Annotated in this window: 16 protein-coding genes and 1 pseudogene; 6 read left to right on the top strand and 11 right to left on the bottom strand. The window is 60.1% G+C overall.

Annotated features, from left to right (window positions below; genetic code table 11):
• Positions 1–32: 32 nt before the first annotated feature.
• From AC06G8_RS18165 to AC06G8_RS18175, 3 genes are all read right to left on the bottom strand, one after another.
• On the bottom strand, positions 33–4,439 hold the full coding sequence (locus tag AC06G8_RS18165) for a M20/M25/M40 family metallo-hydrolase (RefSeq protein WP_480283476.1): 4,407 nt from the start codon (positions 4,437–4,439) through the stop codon (positions 33–35).
• Positions 4,440–4,700: 261 nt separating this feature from the next.
• Complete coding sequence (gene rocF / locus AC06G8_RS18170) at positions 4,701–5,645, bottom strand: arginase (protein ID WP_480283477.1); 945 nt, start codon at positions 5,643–5,645, stop codon at positions 4,701–4,703.
• Positions 5,617–6,861, bottom strand: coding sequence for an ornithine--oxo-acid transaminase (locus AC06G8_RS18175; protein ID WP_447664990.1), 1,245 nt, complete (start codon positions 6,859–6,861; stop codon positions 5,617–5,619). Before AC06G8_RS18175 ends, rocF begins: the two co-directional genes overlap by 29 nt.
• 394 nt (positions 6,862–7,255) lie before the next feature.
• On the opposite strand from AC06G8_RS18175, the gene AC06G8_RS18180 reads away from it, so the two are divergent.
• On the top strand, positions 7,256–7,897 hold the full coding sequence (locus AC06G8_RS18180) for a GntR family transcriptional regulator (RefSeq protein ID WP_447664991.1): 642 nt from the start codon (positions 7,256–7,258) through the stop codon (positions 7,895–7,897).
• 143 nt (positions 7,898–8,040) lie between these two features.
• Here the strand turns inward: AC06G8_RS18180 and trhA are convergent, their stop codons facing one another.
• The 4 genes from trhA to AC06G8_RS18200 are packed head-to-tail and all read right to left on the bottom strand — an operon-like array spanning position 8,041 to position 10,553.
• Positions 8,041–8,688: a PAQR family membrane homeostasis protein TrhA gene (gene trhA / locus AC06G8_RS18185; protein WP_480283478.1), complete on the bottom strand. Its 648-nt coding sequence runs from the start codon at positions 8,686–8,688 to the stop codon at positions 8,041–8,043.
• A 53-nt stretch (positions 8,689–8,741) separates the two neighbouring features.
• Positions 8,742–9,065 (bottom strand): hypothetical protein, encoded by a 324-nt coding sequence (locus AC06G8_RS18190; protein WP_480283479.1) that lies wholly within the window; start codon positions 9,063–9,065, stop codon positions 8,742–8,744.
• Positions 9,062–9,796, bottom strand: coding sequence for a pirin family protein (locus AC06G8_RS18195; protein ID WP_480283480.1), 735 nt, complete (start codon positions 9,794–9,796; stop codon positions 9,062–9,064). The genes AC06G8_RS18190 and AC06G8_RS18195 overlap by 4 nt, the downstream gene beginning before the upstream one ends.
• A 31-nt stretch (positions 9,797–9,827) precedes the next feature.
• Positions 9,828–10,553, bottom strand: a complete 726-nt coding sequence (locus AC06G8_RS18200) for an alpha/beta hydrolase family protein (protein ID WP_076353496.1) — start codon at positions 10,551–10,553, stop codon at positions 9,828–9,830.
• 230 nt (positions 10,554–10,783) lie between these two features.
• On the opposite strand from AC06G8_RS18200, the pseudogene AC06G8_RS18205 reads away from it, so the two are divergent.
• The 5 genes and pseudogenes from AC06G8_RS18205 to speD all read left to right on the top strand — a co-directional run.
• Positions 10,784–11,953 (top strand): annotated as a pseudogene (locus AC06G8_RS18205) (betaine/proline/choline family ABC transporter ATP-binding protein); the annotation flags it as partial.
• 239 nt (positions 11,954–12,192) lie between these two features.
• The gene (locus tag AC06G8_RS18210; protein ID WP_480283481.1) at positions 12,193–12,852 is read left to right on the top strand and encodes an ABC transporter permease; all 660 of its coding nucleotides are present in this window, start codon (positions 12,193–12,195) and stop codon (positions 12,850–12,852) included.
• Complete coding sequence (locus AC06G8_RS18215) at positions 12,849–14,021, top strand: glycine betaine ABC transporter substrate-binding protein (RefSeq protein WP_480283482.1); 1,173 nt, start codon at positions 12,849–12,851, stop codon at positions 14,019–14,021. Before AC06G8_RS18210 ends, AC06G8_RS18215 begins: the two co-directional genes overlap by 4 nt.
• Positions 14,021–14,740, top strand: a complete 720-nt coding sequence (locus AC06G8_RS18220; protein ID WP_480283483.1) for an ABC transporter permease — start codon at positions 14,021–14,023, stop codon at positions 14,738–14,740. The genes AC06G8_RS18215 and AC06G8_RS18220 overlap by 1 nt, the downstream gene beginning before the upstream one ends.
• 169 nt (positions 14,741–14,909) lie before the next feature.
• A complete protein-coding gene (gene speD / locus AC06G8_RS18225; RefSeq protein WP_480283484.1) occupies positions 14,910–15,716 on the top strand; it encodes an adenosylmethionine decarboxylase in 807 nt (268 codons plus the stop codon).
• A 154-nt stretch (positions 15,717–15,870) separates the two neighbouring features.
• Here speD and AC06G8_RS18230 read toward each other — a convergent pair whose 3' ends face one another.
• The 4 genes from AC06G8_RS18230 to AC06G8_RS18245 form a co-directional block, all read right to left on the bottom strand.
• Positions 15,871–16,128 (bottom strand): DUF2164 domain-containing protein, encoded by a 258-nt coding sequence (locus AC06G8_RS18230; protein ID WP_480283485.1) that lies wholly within the window; start codon positions 16,126–16,128, stop codon positions 15,871–15,873.
• A 40-nt stretch (positions 16,129–16,168) separates the two neighbouring features.
• Positions 16,169–16,714 (bottom strand): GNAT family N-acetyltransferase, encoded by a 546-nt coding sequence (locus AC06G8_RS18235; RefSeq protein ID WP_480283486.1) that lies wholly within the window; start codon positions 16,712–16,714, stop codon positions 16,169–16,171.
• Positions 16,715–16,840: 126 nt separating this feature from the next.
• The gene (locus AC06G8_RS18240; protein WP_480283487.1) at positions 16,841–18,844 is read right to left on the bottom strand and encodes a Na+/H+ antiporter; all 2,004 of its coding nucleotides are present in this window, start codon (positions 18,842–18,844) and stop codon (positions 16,841–16,843) included.
• Positions 18,845–19,235: 391 nt separating this feature from the next.
• A complete protein-coding gene (locus tag AC06G8_RS18245; protein WP_480285465.1) occupies positions 19,236–19,721 on the bottom strand; it encodes a DinB family protein in 486 nt (161 codons plus the stop codon).
• Positions 19,722–19,857 lie beyond the last annotated feature (136 nt).

The raw sequence follows: 19,857 nt of genomic DNA on the forward strand, positions 1-19,857 counted from the left end.
GAACAGTTCTTTCCCTCTTTCATTTCAATCCATCAGGATGCGTGGAGCAGCCGGCTGATGATGACGGCAGCCTGAGCGCGGTTGGCCTTGCCTTTCGGCTCGAATCCGCCGCTTCCCGTTCCCGTGAGGATTCCTTTTTCGCTGAGCAGAGCTACGGAAGATTTGGCATAGGAAGCGATCTTGCCGCTGTCTTTATAGGCTGCAAGCGCCGCAGACGAATCCGCAGCTGCGATGCTGCCAGCCAGCTTGAACGCATTCGCCGCCATGATCGCCATTTCTTCCCGCGTGATCGCCCGGCCAGGCTCGAACTTGCTCTCGCCCGTGCCTTTGGCGATGCCTGCCGACACAGCGGCAGCGACAGCGTCATAGTACCAGGCATTCCGGCTCACATCGCCGAACGACATGCTCGCCGTCCCGCTCGGCACGTTGAGCGCCCGCACGAGCATCGTCAGGAACTCGGCGCGGGTTACTTCCTTCTTAGGACCGAAGCTGTTTTCGTCCAGTCCTTTGACGATGCCCTTGGCGTACAGCTCTGCGATCGCATCTCCAGCCCAAGAGCTGACGGAGTCGAGATCGCGGAAGCTGTGAGCCGGCGCCGGCGTCGGAGAAGCCGAAGGCTGAATCGACGGCGATGGCGCAGGCGTCGCGGTCGGTGCAGGCGTAGCCGTCGGTGCTACGGTCGGCGCCGGTGTCCAAGGCGAAACCGACGAGGTCGGGATCTCGCCGTCTCCATCGTCCATGGAAGCGGCTGCCGCTGCAGGCGCTGCCGCGTAGATGGCATTGGCGAGCAGACGGTATTGAGCCTGAGGATGGGCCTTGTTGGTCAGCTCGGCGGCGAAGACGGTCACGTTCAAGGCCGCGTTGGCCAGTTTGAAGCCCATGACCTTGCCTTTGACGACGTCATGCCCAGGCCACCAGCCGGCGATGAAGAAATCTTCTGCAGCGCTTGCCGAGGCCAGAGTTTCGGCGCCTTCCGGCACGGATTTGATATAGGATCCGGATTGGGTGTACAGATAATCATCTCCCAGATATGGAGCGGAGATGACGCTGTCCTGGTTCAGGACCGCTTTGATCAAGCCTTCATGGGTGCTGCCCGTAGTCGCGAAATCGAATCCCGGAAGCAGTCCCGTCCCCTTCAGCGTATTCATCGCCGCTCTTCCATATGCGATGAAAGGCTTGCCGGCTTCAATGAAGGCTTTGCTGCCGGCCGTATTGACGAGCACATCCGCTGCGGCCTGATCGGCCGCGATCTTGAAGCCGAGATCCTTGAGCGCGAATGCCGGAACGCCGGATGCGGATACGGCAGCGGACTTCAGCAGCTTGCCGCTTGGGACGGAGCTCGCGGAATACCAAGGAATGGTAACCAGGGAATACTTGTCCTTGACGAGCTTCAGGTTCGCATACGAGACGAGGTAGTCGCCCTTCTCGTAATCCGGTCCCCCTGCCGTAAGGAGCGTAACCGCCTTGCCGGCAGCCGTCAGCTCGTTGACCGCCCGGATCGCATCGTTGTTGCTGCTGCGGATGACATAATGGGCATAAGAGCCGTTGATAACCGATGCGGGCTTGTCTGCTTTCGCTACCGCTTCAGTTTTGCCGGCGAACGCGTTCTTGACGTAGACCGCGTAGCGGTCGAAACCTCTCATATAAGAGAAGCTCTGTACGATGTCGGCATACATTTCGCTGAAGTCGGAAACGTCGATGCCGTCATACAGGACGAGATTGGCGAAGCTGCGCTTGGCTTGATGCATAGGAACAAGATAAGTGCCGGCAGGATACGTCCTGCCCTCAATCGTTGCGTAATCGGTCGTCTTCTCGACCTTGATGCTGTTGCGGATCAGGTAGTTCACCATATTGACCGCTTCGAGAGCGTTCTTCTGGTTGGATGCGTCGACCGGAAGGACATAGTACTCCGGGAAGAAGCTTTTGCCTTCGGCGCGCGGGCGGCCGATGGACTCATGCTTGGCATTGACCAGATACTTGTCGACAGTCGGACTGTCCACGTTCCCGATGCCGCGCTTGTACACTTCCAGCTGGTTCAGGAACAGCTTCTGCTTGTTCGCCATGACGTAATCCGTCGAAGCAAGCGCGGTATACAGCAGTGCCGTCGTCGAATCTTCATTCAGCTCGGGAATCTCGATCGTATGGCCGAGAGCGCCCTGGTGCATGGCGAATACGGCTGTGTAGGCAGGCGAAGCGTCGTCCCAGCCCGTCGCGTTGGCGATCGGCTTGTAGCTCGGGTCTGCAGCCGCTTTTTCGGCTTCCAGATAAGGGATGTGGTACACATCGTACTTCGTGTTGGCGACAGCGGCGCGGCCCATCGCATCGGCTTGCTCCACCATGCTGTCGATCAGCAGATCGTAGTCGATGTTCGGATCATGGGGAGGCGTGCACGGCTCGATCAGGAACTGGCCGACGAACCCGTGGAAATCCAGGAAGGACAGCGGCGACCACTTGGCGATCTCGCTGGCGACGATCTGCGTCTCCGGCTGCGTCTGGTACGAGTTGTCGCGGTTCAGGTCGAAGCTGTTCGCATTGGCCCTCGTATTGAGGTAGCGGCCATCCGGATTCTGCGTGTAGTTCAGCAGGAAGATGACGTCATCCAGCGCATCCGCCACATCGAAGCTTACCTGGCGCGCGGCTCCGGAGCTGTCGGTCGTGCCGTACTGGATCGTGTCCTTCTTGGTCATTTCCTCAAAGAAGTTCAGGATCGCATCCACGCCCGGAGCTTCGTCCGGATGGATGTTGTTGATCCAGACCGGCACTTTGTAGTCCGTCAGCTTGCCGCTGCGGATCTTCTCCTGCAGCCCGGCCGGATCTTCGATCATGGCGGGCAGCGTCTCGTTCACATACTGGTCGACGGACGCCTTGTCCTTGGCCAGAATCGTGAAGTTGATGTCGCGGCCCTGGACGGACTTGCCGAGCACCCGGGTCTCGATGTAGCGGCCGCTCTTCGCGCCAGCCGTTATGCGGTCGATTTCCGGCTTGATTTCGTCATAAGTGCGGTAGGTGTCATAGACGTTCAGCTTGATCGGCGCCGAAGCGACCGGTACGCCGTCAGTATCGGATACCATCAGCACGTTCGTGCCGAGCAGCTTCGGATACAGCTGGCGGTAGGGGCTGCCGGACACGTTGACGCGGTCATAGGGCAGGTCGAACGTGATCTTGGCGGTAAGATGGCGTCCGCTTACAACGGGCTTGCCTTCCAGATAGATGAAGGGAGCTCCGGAATAATCGCCTTTCTGCGCATTGTACTTCTTCCAGTCGCTGAGAGGCTTGCCGCCATAGGTCCAATTCATATAAACGGCATCCGTCGCGGAAATTCCGGACGGAAGAGTCATATCGACCGTAATCGTGCGCTTCTCGGTGATCGAGGCCTTGTCGCTGCTCAAGGTCAGCTTGTCGGACGGCTCTTCGATTTCCAGCAGCAGGTTCGTCAGCACGGACGCGAAGGTGCTCAGCCTTTCTTCGACCCTGCCGGGATAATTGGCGTTCAGATAAGACAGCGTATCTTTGGCTGTATGCCAGATGGCTCCGTCCTTCTCGGTCTGGGTGTAGCCGTCCTTGTCGCCAAGCGCCCAATTGGTCGCTTCCAGATAAGCGTACGGAATGCCGGCGTTCTTGAACGGAGCATGGTCGCTCCAGTCGCCGGTCGTCCCGGCAGGATACTCGGGATTGTCCCCGTTCTGAGTCTGCAGGTCCAGTCCGAGCGTGCCGGCGATGGCCAGCGCCTGGTCGCGCGCGAAGCCGCCCTTTCCGGCAGATCCGTAGACATACATATGGTCTCCGGCAGCGAGGCTGTCCAGGTTGATCATGGCCACGGTATTGGCCTTGTCGGCCTCGGACATGGCGGCTGCATAGGCTTTGGAGCCCTGCAGGCCGGCTTCCTCGGAACCGAAGGCAACGAATTTGATCGTGTATGGAACCGTCTGCTGCGATACCGCTTTAGCAGACTCAAGCATGACGGCGACGCCAGAGGCATTGTCGTCCGCGCCGCGGCTAGGCGCCTTCACGGAATCGTAATGAGCGCCGACGATGATCGTGCGCGGAGATGCGCCATGCTTTTCGGCGACGACATTGTAGCTTTTGCCGCCGTTCTTGGAGTTGTAGACGAACTCGGTGACGGTGGGGCTGTACCCCATTGCGGCGAATTCTTCCTGGATATAATCCCGCGCCTCATTTTCCTTGGCGGAACCCGCCGGCCGCGTGCCGATCGTATCCGTAAGATTGATCATGTATTGGTACGCCTCGTAGCCAGGCGCTCCCTGCACTAGAGATCCGTTGAGCGGCACACTCGTTTGTGCATCCGTTGTTTGGACGGTCGCCGAATCATAAGCGCTCGGCAGCGCGGCGGATGCCGCAGGAGCCAGCAGCGATGCAAGCATCGAACCGGCAATGACGGCAGACAACAGCTTTCTATTCAGCTTCAAGCGGCTGGACAAGATTTCATTCCCCCTTATTATGTATACAATATACTAAAGACTGTATAACGTATGGTAGGAATTATAACATTGCGATCCTATTCTCTCAATCTATCTTTTCAATTATTACGATTCGGTATATTCCTTGACAGCAAACGACTTTTTTCATGGTTTTGCTCGTTGAAATGAACCAAACAGCAACCAAACAAACGATAAAATCAAGCTTAATGCAAAGGGCTGCTCCGTATAATCATGCAGCAGCCCGGATCGCAACCTTTCCGCCTATAAAATACGCTTGCCGAGCAAGGAAGCCGCGAGCTCAACCGCTGCCCTGGCCGTCCGCCGCGCAGGATCCAGCACCGGATTCACCTCTACCAGCTCCATCGAAGTGACGATTCCGCTCTCCGCCAGCAGCTCCAGCGCATAGTGGGCTTCCCGGTAGCTCAGTCCTCCGGGAACCGGCGTCCCCACTCCCGGAGCCTGCAAGGGATCGAGACAGTCCAGGTCGAAGCTGATGTGAACGCCGTCGGCATCCCGCCCGGCTGCGGCGATCGCTTTTTCCATGACCGCATGAATGCCCATCCGGTCGATCTCATGCATCGTGAAGCAAGTTATGCCGGACGAGCGGATGAACTCTTTTTCACCGGGATCCAGTTCCCTCACGCCGACGAGAACGACATTCTCAGGACGGATCAACGGCCCTGCTCCCGGAATGTCCGCGAGCGTGAAGGAGCCGTGTCCGACCGCTGCCGCCAGAGCCATGCCGTGCATGTTGCCCGAGGGGGTCGTGCCTTCGTGGTTCAAGTCCCCATGCGCATCGAACCAGATGACTCCCAGCTTGCCGTAATGTCCGCTGAGGCCGGCCAGCGTTCCGATGGCGACGCTGTGGTCTCCGCCGAGCACGAGGGGAAAAGCCCCTGAACTGACGCTGCGATATACTTTCTCTCCGACCAGGCCAGCCATTTCCGCCACTTCGGCCTTGTGCTTCATCAAGCATCCGGAAGGGGCCGGCTCCACCGCATCTCCCGGCACGTCGACTTCCCATTCCTCCGCCAGCTCCAGCTCCATCGCCTTCAGCTGCCGCTTGAGTCCGGCCTCGATGATGCTCTCCGGTCCAAGCTCCGTACCTGCACGGCCCCCGCCGAGCCAGAATGGCACTCGAATCAGCTGAATCTTGCGCTGCCCGTTCCGCTGCCGCTCATTCATGTCCGTCGTCATCTTCATCATCGCTACCGTCTCCTTTGTGGTCGATGTCGGCTTCAAGCACTTCCGCCAGTCTTTCAAGCGCCCAGTCGAGCTCCTCCTCGGCAATGACGAGAGGCGGGGCAAGACGGATCGTCGTATCATGCGTTTCCTTGCACAGAAGGCCTTTGGACATCAAGGCTTCGCAGTACTCTCGCGCGGGACGGTCCAGCTCGATGCCGACGAACAGCCCGCGGCCGCGGATTTCCCGGATGCGGGGACTCCGGATCGCATGCAGCCTTTCCAGCAGATAAGCTCCGAGACGCTCGGAACGCTCCGCCAGAGCTTCGTCCTCCAGGACGTCCAGCGCTGCGGAGGCGACCGCGCAGGCAAGCGGGTTGCCGCCGAATGTGGACCCGTGCGATCCCGGCTCGAACACCCCGAGCACGCCTTCATCCGCCGCCACGGCCGAGATCGGCATGATGCCGCCGCCCAGCGCCTTGCCCAGCACGTACATGTCCGGCTCCACCTCTTCCCAATCGCAGGCGAAGCGCCTGCCGGTGCGGCCGAAGCCGGTCTGGATCTCGTCGGCGATCATCAGCATGCCTCGGCGGCTGCACAGCTCCCGGATTCCGCGCAGGTAACCGTCCGGAGGAATGACGATTCCCGCCTCTCCCTGGATCGGCTCGATGAGCACGGCAGCGGTATGCTCCCCGACCGCCGCCTCCATCGCCTCCAGGTCGCCGTAAGGAACGAGCTTGAAGCCCGGCAGGAAAGGACCGAATCCTCTCTTGTATTCCTCGCTCGAAGAGAAAGAGGTGATCGCGAGGGTTCTTCCATGGAAGTTGCCCGTGCAGACGATGATCTCCGCCTGATCCTCCGGAATTCCCTTGACTGTGTAGCCCCAGCGGCGGGCGGCCTTCAGCGCCGTCTCCACCGCCTCGGCGCCCGTATTCATGGCCAGGATTCTCGGCTTGCCCGTGAAGTCGGCAAGCTTGCCGTAGAACGCAGCCGCCGCGTCATTGTGGAAGGCCCGGGAAGTCAGCGTCACCTTGGCAGCCTGGTCCTGCAGCGCCCGGATCAGCACCGGATGGCGATGGCCATGGTTCAGAGCCGAATAAGCGCTCAGCATATCCATGTAGCGTTCGCCTTCCGGGCTGTGCACCCAGACGCCGGAGGCCTTCTCGATGACGATGGGCAGAGGGTGGTAATTGCGGGCGGCATGCCGCTCGGATAAAGCGATGGCTTCTGCGGATTGCATGTTTTTTCTCTCCTTTAAATGCATATTGTATTTTGTATACAATATGACGGATAAAAAATCCCGGATGCGGGAAACATCCAGGCGCCCTGCCTCCACCCGGCCAACAGAGATCCGGAGGGTTAAAACACGCTTCATTTGTATACAATATTCTAGTATGGAAGCGCTTATCGCGTATGAAAGGAATAATAACATAGAAAATGGAATCTAACAATGATTTTCTTGATTAATGGAATTCATGTGCATAAACCGAACATGCAACTGTCATCATTATTCTTTTTATGCCCTTGATGAAGCTTAAAACCGATGATAATATGTGTCATATGGAGTATTTATACAAATAAATTGCATATCCATGCACGATAACCTAGCAACGCTTCAACAGAGGAGTGAAGGCATGCAGCCGAAGTACCAGTCCCTCAAGGATCATGTCTATGAGTACATCGCCCAGCGGATCCAGGAAGGAACGCTGCTTCCCGGCTCCAAGATCAACGAGGCCGAAATATGCAAGAGGCTGGACATCAGCAGGACGCCTACCCGCGAGGCTTTGTTCCAGCTCAGCTCGGACAACCTGCTCGATTACCTGCCTCGACGGGGCTTCACCGTCAAAGCTTTCGACCAGAAAAAAAAGGAGGATTACTCCCTCCTGATCGGAACGCTGGATTCGCTGGCCGCCACGCTGGCTGTCGATCACTTGAGCGATAGGGACCTTGAGGCTCTCGACGATCTGGTCGCGGCGATTCAGGACGATCTGGATGCCTATGACTTCAGCCGTTATTACGAGCATCAGGCGCAGTTCCACGAATACTACCTCCGCAGATGCGGCAACTCCACCCTGATCGAGATGCTGGATTCCCTCAAGAACGGATTCCTGCGGCAATCCTATGCCAGCGAGGACAAGGAAAGGCTGGTTGCCCTCCTGCAGGAAATCAACGGCGAGCACCGCCTGATCGCCGAGCTGTTCCGCAGCCGCGACAAGGAGAAGCTGGAGCAGGCGGTACGCCTCCATTGGCGCATCATCGATTCCGATATGCTGTAGCAGGCGAAGTTTTTCGTCCGCAGAGCAGGGATAAGCGGGAAAAAGCGAAGAGGCTGCCCCCAGTCATTTTCATGACTTATGGGACAGCCTCTTTGTTTTGCCTCTATGAACGGCTGACAGCAGCCGAGCCGCATACGGCGGCATCAGCTCCAGGGAAGCACGTAGAGCAGGATCGCGAAGAAATGGACGGCCGAGCCGGCCAGCACGAACAGATGCCATACCGCGTGATGGTACGGGAATCCCCGCCATACATAGAAGACCGTGCCGACCGTGTAGAGCAGACCGCCGGCAATGAGCAGAGCGACTCCGCCGGGAGCGAGGCGAGCCGTAAGGGGGCCCCAGGCAAATACGATCAGCCATCCCATCGCGATGTACAGGATCGTCGAGGTGAACAGGAATCTCGTCACGAAAAACGATTTGAACAGCACGCCGAATATCGTGATTCCCCAAATGATGCCGAACAGCGTCCACCCCAGCTTGCCGCCGACCATATGGAACAGCAGAGGCGTGTATGTGCCTGCGATGAACACGTAAATAAAGGAGTGGTCCAGCACCTCCAGAACCTGCTTGGCCCGCCCCTCCCGGAAGCTGTGCACCAGCGTCGAAGCCGCATACAGCAGCAGCATGGCCACTCCGTAGATCGTGAAGCTGACGACATGCAGCGCCGTTCCCTTCTCGGCCGCGAACACGATGAGCAGCACGAGTGCCGCGACGCTCAGCGCCGTGCCGATTCCATGCGTGACCGCATTGGCCACTTCCTCTCGCCGCGTATACGTGTACGTATTTGCCATGATTCCCTTCCTCCTTCCTCATTCCCTATCCTATGAAATCGCTTGCTGGGCGGTTACACCTTCTCGTTGGAGTAGGCTACCCGGGAATCCACCTCGAATACCGCTTCCTGCATCGCCGGATCGTACACATACGAAGGCCTGTCCAGGTCGTACAGCCAGAACTTGCGGATAAGTCCGGAACCATCGTCGCTTACGAAATGAAAGAAGTTCAGCTGATCGATATTGTCTCCGATGTAGGACGCGTCTGCAGCGGCCAGGTTGGACACCGTGATGATCCATCCCCTGCCGCCCTCTTCCACCTGGAAGGCAAGCGAATGCGCCCCTGTATCGAGGAGGGTCCGGCCGATGACAAGCTTGATCAGAAGCCGCTCGTTCATGCCGGATCGCCTCCCTTGACTGGAGCCATGTCGATCAGCAGCAGCCGCGTCCCGTCCGGGCCCGCCTTCAGCTCCAGCTTGTCGAAGCCCGAAGCCCGGAGCATGTCGCCTTGGGCCAGCTCGCCGTCGACGCCTTCCGCGCCAAGGCTGCCGTCCAGCACGAAGACGGCCAGCAGGCGCTCTTCGCGCGTGTAGTGGATGATGCCTTGGCCGCCGCCGAGCTCGCTCAGATACAGATTCACATCCTGATGGATGCCGGCAGCGCCGGGTCCCGCCGCATCCCTGGAGACGATCGGCAGCAGCTGTCCATGGATGGACTTCGGATCGAAAAAGCTCGTCTCGTAGGACGGCTCCAGCTTCCTCGTCTCGGGAGTGAACCAGATCTGCAGGAAATGAACCGGCTCGTCCGGGTCGGGATTGACCTCCGAATGCACGATGCCTGTCCCGGCCGTCATGCGCTGAACGCCGCCGTAGGTCGTCTCGGCGCTGCCGCCCGAGCTGTCTTCATGCTTCAGCCTGCCGCTGAGGACGACGGACACAATCTCCATCTCGCGATGCGGATGGGCGCCGAAGCCTCTGCCGCCGGCGACGATATCTTCGTTGAACACGACCATGGAGCCGAAGCTGCGGTTGCTCTCTTCATAATAATCCCCGAAGCTGAAGCTCTGGCTGCTCTTCAGCCACTCGTTCTCGCGATGGGAACGGTCCGCGTTGCGGCGAATCTCGTACATGGGCCTGCCCCTTTCTCTAATCGAATTATATTTACTTACCTTTTTGTAGTTTAACGGAAGGCAGGTCGCCTTTCAACCAGTCCGCCACGGCGCTGATCGTCTTGTCGAGATTGCTGCGGGAGTCTCCGTCCACATAGGGAAGCTGGTGGCGGAAATAATTCGTATGCCCGCCGATGACCGGCAGCCCCTTCACATAACCCGGCGCGTAGCGCATCCGGTTCCAGGCTGGAATTCCGCCAGGCAGCCGCAGCCAGCCTCCCCAGCTCCCTAGCCGCGTCACGGGATCGTCCGGCCGGCCTCTGCCGTCGAGCGCGTAGAAATACGCGCTGCTCTCCTGCAGCTCATCCGGAACCGGCACCCGGGGAGACCCGATCTGGACGACCCGGATGTCATCCGCCGGAATGCCTTGCTCCAGCAGCAGCCGCGCGGCCCGGCATGCCGCGACTCCTCCGCCGCTGTGGCCGAGCAGCAGCACCGGTCCGCCCGCATAAGAGCGCCCGAGATCGCGGATCATCGCGCGGGCTCCGATCCGGCTCGGGAACAGCAGCCGGGTCAGATCCGACCGGACCTCCCATACTTGCCGCCACAGCTTGCGGGAATAATCGCCGTAGGGAAACAGCACCTCCATGGACACCTCCGTGCCCTGCTCGCCAAAGAGCCGATCCAGCATGCGCCTGCATTCCTGAAACGTGGAAGGATAAGTCGCGACGCCGGCGACCAGATAGACCGTCAACTTGGAAGGCTGCCAAAACGCCACGTCAATCGCCTCCTCTAGAGTTAAATTGTAGCATTAACCGGGGAAGCAGCGCCAATACGTCTCCCGCCGCAACTTGCGTGAAGCCCGAATTCACCGTGCCCCGCCGCGGATGCGGGAGGCTTTGGACCGGCCGGCCCCAGTGTCGCCGGCAAGGAATTTCTGCGGATGAAACGGCGCTGGAAGGCCATACTTTAACTACCACTTCAGGAATCGGGCGGAGGTTGCGTGCCATGATTGTTATCAAGAATGTCAACAAGAAGTACGACGACGGCTTCCATGCCCTCAAAGATATCAACCTCGAATTCCGCAAAGGCGAGATGACCGTCCTCATCGGACCGAGCGGCTGCGGGAAATCGACCACGATGCGGCTCATCAACCGCCTTGTCGCTCCGACCAGCGGCTCCATCACGATCGACGGCAAGGACATCGCATCGATCGATCCCGTAGAGCTGCGCCGCAGCATCGGCTACGTCATCCAAAGCGTAGGGCTGTTCCCCCATATGACGATCGCGCGCAACGTGGCCACCGTTCCGCGCCTCAAGCATTGGGACAAGGATCGGATCGCGAGCCGCGTCGACGAGCTGCTGGAGATGGTCGGCTTGAATCCCGACCAATACCGGGACCGCTATCCTTCGGAGCTGAGCGGCGGCCAGCAGCAACGGGTCGGAGTCATCCGCGCGCTGGCGGCAGATCCGGACGTCATCCTCATGGACGAGCCGTTCAGCGCCCTCGATCCGCTCAGCCGCGAGCAGCTCCAGGAAGACATGGCGCGGCTGCAGCAGGAACTGCACAAGACGATCATCTTCGTCACGCATGACATGGACGAAGCGCTCAAGATCGCCGACCGCATCGTCCTCATGAAGGACGGAGAAGTCGTGCAAAGCGATACGCCGGATCGGATTCTCCGCCACCCGGCCAACGACTTCGTCCGCACCTTCATCGGGCAGAAGCGTCTGGACGCGGGTGTCGGACAGGAAGAAGCGCTGCAGCTTGAAGGAGCGAACGCTTCGGTCGACTCCCCTTCCGCTTCCGTCAACGACGTCATGGTCACCCAGCCGGCCATCACGTATCCGAACCGCGGATTGGCCGAGGCGATTCTGACGATGGAGCGGCGCAAGGTGGATTCCCTGTACGTCGTGGACCGCCAGCGGCGCCTGCTCGGCAGCGTGTCGATCTACAACGTTCTGGACCGGTACGGCGAAGAGGAAAAGACCGTGTCCGACGTCATGATGCCCGTGCGCTACGTCGTCCAGTCGGGCACTCCGCTGGCGCAGGCCGTCGAGCTGCTCGCCAGCCACCGGCTGCACAACGTCGCTGTCGTGGACGAAGGCGGACGCTTCATCGGACTTATTACCCGCGGCAGCGTCGTCCGCCACTTGGCGGAGCTGCTGCCGTCGCTCGGCGATGGAGGCGACGGAGAACGGGATTGGGATACCGGAACGAGTGGCTACGGCGGTTCCGCTGCGGACAGCGGCTCCGATTCCGGCGGCCAAGGAGCTCGCGGCGATGCGGAGAGAGACATTGATGATGATGACCAAGGAGCCCGTGGCAGAGCGGGAGGAGACAGCGGAGAAAATTCCCCAACGGATAGCGGCGGGACGGCGCCGGAGCGTACTGACGACGAAGGGAAGGATCCTTCATGATCGGCTTCTTTTCTTTTGTCCGGGACCGCTTTCCCGACATCCTGACCGCGCTGCGCGAGCATCTGGGCATCTCGCTCGCCGCCGTGCTGCTCGGCTGCGCCATCTCGCTGCCGCTCGGCGTGCTGCTCGTCTACAACCGGATCCGCTGGCTGAACAGCGCCGTGTTCTTCGCGGCCAATCTGCTGCAGACGATTCCGAGCCTAGCGCTGCTCGCCATCCTGATTCCGCTCATGGGCATCGGCGTCAAGCCGGCGGTGCTTGCGCTGCTGCTCTACTCTATCATGCCGGTGCTCCGCAACACTTATGAAGGCTTCCGCAGCGTCGATCCCCATGTGCTGGAATCGGCGCGCGGCATGGGCTATTCGTCCGCGCAGCGGCTGCTGCGCGTCCAGCTGCCGCTGGCCGTGCCGTACATCATGTCCGGCATCCGGCTGACGACCGTCTACGTCATCAGCTGGGCCACTCTGGCGACCTTGATCGGTGCCGGCGGCCTCGGACAGCTGATCGTCTCCGGCATGGGCGTCAACCAGCCCTATCTCATCGTCGCCGGTGCGCTCGGGGCGATCGCGCTGTCGCTGGCCGCCGATCTGCTGCTCGGCTGGATAGAAGGCGCCCTGACCCGCCGCTTCGGCTTGAGGGGAGGCGCAGCAGCGTGAGGAGCAGACATTGGACAGACATGCCCGTGGATTGGATGGCGCGCCTTACGGCGATAAGCCCGCCGGGGGACAGGTTCGCGGTCCTGAAGGCGATGAAGCGGGCGGCAGAACGGTTCGCGGTCCTGAAGGCGATGAAGCGGGCGGCAGAACGGTTCGCGGTCCTGAAAGCGATGAGGCGGGCGGCAGAACGGTTCGCGGTCCTGAAAGCGATGAGGCGGGCGGCAGAACGGTTCGCGATTCTGAAAGCGACAAGCCGGCCGGAGAAGCCGCAATACTCCGGAAAAGCCGGCCGCATGGCGGCGCTTCCGCTTCTGCTGGCGTTCCTCCTGCTCGCCCCGGGCTGCACGGGCAAGGCGGACCTCCGGATCGGCGCCCAGACCTTTACCGAAACGAAGATTCTGGCGGAAATGTACAAAGCCCTCATTGAACGCAGCACGGATCTGCAGGTGAAGGTCATTCCCGACCTGGCTGCCAGCCCGCTCGTATTCAGCGCGCTCGACAGGGGCGACATCGATCTGGCCACGCTGTATTCCGGCGAGATCTTCAACAACCACTTTCCCGTAAAGCCGACCAAGGATCGTGCCGAGGTGCTGCGCCAAGCCAAGGAAGGCTTCGACAAGTATTTCGGCTTCGACTGGATGGATCCGCTCGGCTTCGAGAACACGTATGCCTTCACCGTCCGGCGCGAAGTCGCGGAGCAGAAAGGCTACAAGACCATATCCGACATCAAGCCGGATGCCGCCTCCATGCGCTTCGGCGTGGACACCTCCTGGCTGGAGCGGGTCAGCGACGGTTACCCGGCTTTCCAGAAGGTTTACGGCATTTCCTTCGCCAAGTCCTATCCGATGGAGCTGAGCCTCGTATATTCCGCCGTCAAGAACAAGCAGGTCGACATCGTCCTCGCGTACTCGACAGACGCCCGGCTGAAAGCCTTCGATCTGGCCACGCTGGCGGACGACAAGCATTTTTTCCCGCCCTATGATGCGTCGGCCGTCATGCGCAAGGACATGGAAGCCCGCCATCCGGAGATCAAGCAAGCGATCGCCCCGCTGTTCGGCACGATGGACCGCGATACGATTGTGAGCCTCAACTACAAGGTCGACATCGAGAAAAAGAGCGAGCGCGAAGTCGCGCTCGCCTACCTGAAGGAGAAAGGATTGATTCCATAATGCCTGAGCAGCAAGAAACGCTTGCCGACTTCTGGGACTACCTGTACCGCAACCGCGGCCTGCTGTCCGAATATTTCATCCAGCATGTGCAGCTGGTGGCGGCCGGCGTGCTGCTCGCGCTTGCGGCCGGCGTGCCGCTCGGCATCCTGTGCACCAGGAGCAGGCCGCTCGCCCGGATTATCCTGGCGATCACCGGCATCCTTCAGGTCGTGCCGAGCCTCGCGATGCTCGTCCTGCTCATGCTCTGGATGGGTCTGGGCAACACGACCGTCATGGCCGGCCTCTTCCTGTACTCCCTCAACCCGATCGTGCGCAACACCTATGTCGGCCTGCAGCAGGTCGGCAGCAGCTTTCTCGAAGCCGGCCGCGGCGTCGGGATGAGCCGCTGGCAGCTGCTGTGGAGCGTGCGCGTGCCGCTGTCGCTGCCCTATATGATGACCGGCATCCGCATCGCGGCCGTCATCGCCATCGGAGTGGCCACGATCGCCCCGCTTGTCGGCGGCGACGGCCTCGGCCGCGAAGTGTACGCCGGCATCAACGGCCAGAATTCGCTGCGCATCTATGCCGGAGCGCTTCCAGCCGCCCTGCTCGCCATTGTCGCCGACATCGTGCTCGGGTATGTGCAGCGGCGGTTCGATCCGGCTGAGCGGGCTTCGCGCAGGCGGGGCGGCGGCAAGGCGGAGCAAGCGGTGCCGCCCGTGCCCAAGGCGCAGGGCTGATAAAGCTGGGCGTGCTTGGCATGCTTTGACGCTTGGCGTGCTTGGCGGCGCTGCAGCTTCGCCGTCTGCCTTCCCTGGCACCGCAAGACGGGGGCGAGGGTAAACTTTTGCAGGCCGGGGTAATAGTACGAATAACTTGGCACAGGCGCGCAAAGGAGAGGATTGCCGGATGAAATTGACACACGAGCAGGTCATCGCCCTTCACGGGTTCAACAACCTGACCAAATCGCTGAGCTTCAACATGTACGATATATGCTACACGCGCAACAAGCAGGAGCGCGAGGCCTACCTGGCTTACATTGACGAGCAGTACAATTCCGAACGTCTCAACCATATCCTCCATCATGTGTCGGATATCATCGGAGCGCATGTGCTCAATACGGCCAAGCAGGATTACGAGCCGCAGGGCGCCAGCGTCACGCTGCTCGTCTCCGAAGGCCCCGTCGTGCAGGTTCCCCAGGGCACCTTCGGCGAATCTCCGGGACCGATGCCTTCCAACGTCGTCCTTCAGCTCGACAAGAGCCATATCACCGTCCATACGTATCCCGAATTCCATCCCGACGAAGGCATCAGCACGTTCCGGGCGGACATCGACGTGTCCACCTGCGGCGAGATCAGCCCGCTGAAGGCGCTGACCTACCTCATCTCCTCCTTCGATACGGACATCATGACGCTGGACTACCGGGTGCGGGGCTTCACCCGCGACATTACCGGGCATAAGCTGTTCATCGACCACGATATCAGCTCGATCCAGAATTACATCCCGGACGAGGCGAAGGACCTGTTCCACATGATCGACGTGAACGTCTACCAAGAGAACATCTTCCACACGAAGTGCAAGCTGAAGCAGTTCGATCTCAACAACTATTTGTTCGGCTATTCGAAGGACAAGCTGAGCGAGGAAGAGCAGCAGGAGATAACCGAGAAGCTCAAGGGCGAGATGGACGAGATTTTCTACGGCAAGAACATGTATTGAAAAAAAAGCCTGTCCCGCGCCGGGTTTACCGGCTGCAGGACAGGCTTTTTCCGTTCTTTTCCGAATCGGTTTCTTTCCGATTGCGGTTTCTTTCCGATTGCGTTTTTTTTCAGCTGCGGTTCACTTCAAGCGGCGGTTTATTTCCAGCCGCTGTTCATTTCCGCGCCGTCCGGCTCCCTTGCTGAAGGGAATAAAGGTCCTCCTCCAGCGCTCCCATACGCTCGCGCACGGTTCGGACGGCATCCTCGACAGCCTGATTGCGGATGACCGGCGACAGCAGCGAGAGCATGAAGTCCAGCATCAGCTCCGCGGGCAGCTCCCCGAGCTCCTCGTCCCTTTCCATGAGGAAATAATGCTGCAGCTCTCCGATGAGCTGCTTCTTCTGTTCCTTCGGCAGCTTTGTTGTCTGCATCAACCGCCCCGCCCTTCCATTCTCGGATTTCTTGCCAAGCTCAGCAGCTGCAGCTGCTTCCGGCCTTCTTCTCTTCCTTGGAGACGGAGGCTCCCGATCTGCCCGCGCCGGACGCCGGCTTCTCCGGATCCCTGGAAAAGAGCAGAATGCCGTCCCGCTGCTCCCAGCCGGCCTTCGTCCAGAAGGCCGCTCCCCCGTCGTTGTTCTCCATGACCATGAGATAACAGCGCTCGATGCCGGCTTCTCCGAGTCCGCGCAGGCATCGCTCCGCGAGCTCGCCGCCTATGCCTCTTCCCCGGAATTCCGGGTCTACGGCCAGGTGGTACAGCCAGCCGCGCCTTCCGTCATGGCCTGCCATGAGCGTGCCGACGACTCTGCCTGCAGCAGTGGCGACCAGGCTCAGGCCAGGGTTCCGCTCCAGATAGGCCGAGATCGCCTCGCGCGAATCAGCCCCGCTCAGCACCAATCCGTCCATCCGCTTCCACAGAGAGATGGAGTCTTCGTAATGGCTGTCGTCCATCGGAATGTACCGTATCGGCCCCGACTCCTGCTCTCGCATTTGCTTCTGCTCCTGAATGCCGTCCATGTGGCTCGCTTCCCCTTTCATGAATGCCGCTGCCCTGTCCGTCCCGACTCCCGCGCTCCCGCTGCCGGCCCGAACGAAGGACCTGCCATCGTACAGCCTATGTATAACAGGAATAACTGTATCCGTCTAGTGGGCATGAACCCCTACTTCGTCGTTCTCATGCAGGCTTGCTTCCCGGTAATTGACGTAGACCCTCAGCTTGCCTGCAAGCTTCCGGTCGATGTCCCCGCTCTCGAACAAGCGCTGGATTTCATTGCGCTCGGCTTGGACGGCCTTCTGCTCCAGCTCCTTGCGCCCTTCCTTGGAGCCAAGCGGGCGGCCGAGCGCCGCCTGGCCGCTGCATAGACGGAGCTCCAGCTCGCGGTAATGCGCCACCATCGCAAGCACGATATCCTTGCTGTAACGGCCTTCCAGCTCCTTGATCCGTTCCCCGGCCGCCTTGACCGAGGCTTGCTTGAGCTCCAGATAGGCTTCCTTGCTCCGGGTTCCCTTCAGCTTGGCCTTGCGGTGCCTTCCCCGCTTGGTGAACAGGCGGAGGAACAAACCGTAGAGCAGCGTAGCCAGCAGCTTGATTCGGTTCGTCAGGGCAAGCTCAACGCGGTTGAGATAATGCTGGAAGGCCTCCTCCATGTCGGGCGTGATTCGGCCTTCCTCCAGCCATTCGCGGGCAACCTTGCGCTCCGCCTCGAGAGCATGCAGGCGCAGGTCGACGACGGCGCTTCTGGATTCCGCCTCCGCAGCAAGGCCGAGCCGCAGCTGCTGGATGCGCTGGACGTAGTCGGCGCGCAGATCAAGAGCCGCCGCCTGATTGTCCTCGCGCATTTCCCCTTGCACAGTCCTCAGTCCAGCGTCCAGCACCATAATGCGCGCGCGGCGCTCCGCTTCCTTGGACGCCGCCTCCATATCCTTGGTCTTGCCGTCTTCGGACGAGCGGGTCAGCAGCGGCAGCATGACGCTGGCGAGCAGCAGCGTGATCAGGATGACGCCGGCGCAGATGAAGAGGATCAGGTTGCGTTCCGGAAACACGGAGCCATCCCCCAGGAAGAGCGGAATGGAGAACGCGCCCGCCAGCGTCACCGCTCCCCGCACCCCGGACAAGGCGGTCAGCAGCGACGTCTTGAACTTGCGTTCATTGGCCCATACCCAAGCCATCCGGAGCAGGAGCAGCAGCGCCGTAATGGCGAAAATATACCCGATGACCTTGCCGTTGTTGTAATTCGGATCTTCCCAGACCACCTGGATGACATCCGGAATTTCAAGGCCGAGCAACATGAACACAAGGCCGTTCAGGCAGAAGATGATGACCGACCAGGTACTGTCGGAGACGACGTTGAGCTTGATCGTGGATGGACCCATCCGATCCCTCTCGATGGCATGGACGACGCCTGCGGCCACGACGGCCAGGATGCCGGAGACATGCAGATGCTCCGCCGCGAGATAGATGACGAACGGCGTCAGGATGAGGATCAGCATATGGACCGTGACGTCCTCCATTCCCCAGCGGCGCAGCCAGACGCGCAGCCAGACGACAGCGAAGCCGAGCGCGGCTCCGAGCGCCAGACCCCCCAGCGCGATGACGAAAAAGCTGCCGACGGCATTGGTCAGCGAGAAGTAGCCGGTCACTGTCGCTGCGATGGCGAAGTTGAAGGCGACGAGGCCGGAGGCGTCGTTCATGAGCGCCTCGCCCTCCAGCAGGCGCATGATGCTGCCCGGCAGCTTGACGCGGCTCGCGATGGAGCCGACGGCGACGGCATCCGTCGGGGACAGGATCGCCGCCAGCGCGAACGCTGCCGACAGCGGAATGGCCGGAATCATCCAGTGGATGAACGGGCCGGCCACGAGCACGGTCGTGAACACGAGGCCGAGCGCCAGCAGCAGGATGGAGGAGCGCAGCTTCCACAGCTCCTCGCGCGGCGTGATCTTGCCGTCATTGAACAGCAGCGGAGCGATGAACAGCACGAAGAACAGCTCCGGATTCAGCGGCACATGATGCAGCCACGGGAAATAAGCGGCCACGATGCCGAGCACGATCTGAATGATCGGCACCGGGACGAACGGAATGAAGCGGTTGATGATGTTGGAGACCCCGATCAGGACCAGCAGCGCCATCACCATGATGAAGATTTCCATGAGCGACCAAGCTCCTTATGTACAGTCTTGCCCCGATAGGGCGGAAATGCGTTATCTTCTTACTTTACCATAGCGCATCGGCTCATCCTAACCGAACTCCGTCGACCGCAAAAAACGGGCAGGCTGCGAATTCGAACAAAGAGCTGAAGCTGCTTTGCGCGGCCAATCGCAGGAGCTGACCGCCGCATCCATGGAACCGGCACTAAAAACCGGCAAAGAGCAAGGGCTCACGGAGCCAGTCTCTTTGCCGGTTTCTTTGTATTCCCATGGATTATTCAGCGATTACGTTCCCGGTATTCGGCAAGGGCTTGCTCTTTGCTCTTCCACCGATTGCGATTGCTGCCGCTGCGGACGATATTGAATCTTTATGCGGATGCGACCGACGGTACGATTAAACCGGCATTTCGAACAGCCCTCTGCCGATCAAGTTGGCCGTAACCGGCTCTTTTCCAAGCTCCCGCGACCATACAGACAATTGCCCGGCGTGATGGATTTCGTGGGCGATCAAATGCCGCATCACCTCGCCGTATGTATGGGGAACACGCTCTCCTTCATCCGTGATGTCGATCATGATGCGGTTTTCCATGCTGTCGTTCCAATCATGCACGAAAGGAGCGAGCTCCGCGTGGCAGGAGGCGGAGAATGCGGTCATTTGCCGAAGGCTCGCCACTTCTTCGAACGAAGGAATATCAACCTCTATTTCCTGGATTCCACCGCAAATCCAGCCATACTCGACAGCCACAATGTGGTACAGCGTCAGAAGAATGGATCCGATGCCGCCTGTCCGTCTTTTCATCAGCTCTTCCTCGTTTACCGTCTTGCACCAGTCCAGCCAATCTCGGCGAACCTGCCAGTTGTACTCGAACAGTTTACGAATTTTCTTCGCCTCCAGTCATTGGGCTTCGGCATTGTCCGCCGGCAGCCTCCCGATGTCGCTCCCCTGTCGTTTCGTTAGGGGCCGTTCCAATAACTTCGGCATGCTCTCCATCGCTCCTGCTAGGGAATGAGCCCAA

It is taken from the genome of Paenibacillus sp. SJS-P3, from assembly GCF_056711585.1.

Coding starts and splice junctions, on each gene's coding strand:
- rocF (WP_480283477.1), bottom strand. CDS start 5,645: ATGATGAAGATGACGACGGACATGAATGAGCGGCAGCGGAACGGGCAG.
- AC06G8_RS18195 (WP_480283480.1), bottom strand. CDS start 9,796: ATGTACGAGATTCGCCGCAACGCGGACCGTTCCCATCGCGAGAACGAG.
- AC06G8_RS18180 (WP_447664991.1), top strand. CDS start 7,256: ATGCAGCCGAAGTACCAGTCCCTCAAGGATCATGTCTATGAGTACATC.
- AC06G8_RS18175 (WP_447664990.1), bottom strand. CDS start 6,861: ATGCAATCCGCAGAAGCCATCGCTTTATCCGAGCGGCATGCCGCCCGC.
- AC06G8_RS18210 (WP_480283481.1), top strand. CDS start 12,193: ATGATCGGCTTCTTTTCTTTTGTCCGGGACCGCTTTCCCGACATCCTG.
- AC06G8_RS18240 (WP_480283487.1), bottom strand. CDS start 18,844: ATGGAAATCTTCATCATGGTGATGGCGCTGCTGGTCCTGATCGGGGTC.
- trhA (WP_480283478.1), bottom strand. CDS start 8,688: ATGGCAAATACGTACACGTATACGCGGCGAGAGGAAGTGGCCAATGCG.
- AC06G8_RS18230 (WP_480283485.1), bottom strand. CDS start 16,128: ATGCAGACAACAAAGCTGCCGAAGGAACAGAAGAAGCAGCTCATCGGA.
- speD (WP_480283484.1), top strand. CDS start 14,910: ATGAAATTGACACACGAGCAGGTCATCGCCCTTCACGGGTTCAACAAC.
- AC06G8_RS18190 (WP_480283479.1), bottom strand. CDS start 9,065: ATGAACGAGCGGCTTCTGATCAAGCTTGTCATCGGCCGGACCCTCCTC.
- AC06G8_RS18235 (WP_480283486.1), bottom strand. CDS start 16,714: ATGGACGGCATTCAGGAGCAGAAGCAAATGCGAGAGCAGGAGTCGGGG.
- AC06G8_RS18220 (WP_480283483.1), top strand. CDS start 14,021: ATGCCTGAGCAGCAAGAAACGCTTGCCGACTTCTGGGACTACCTGTAC.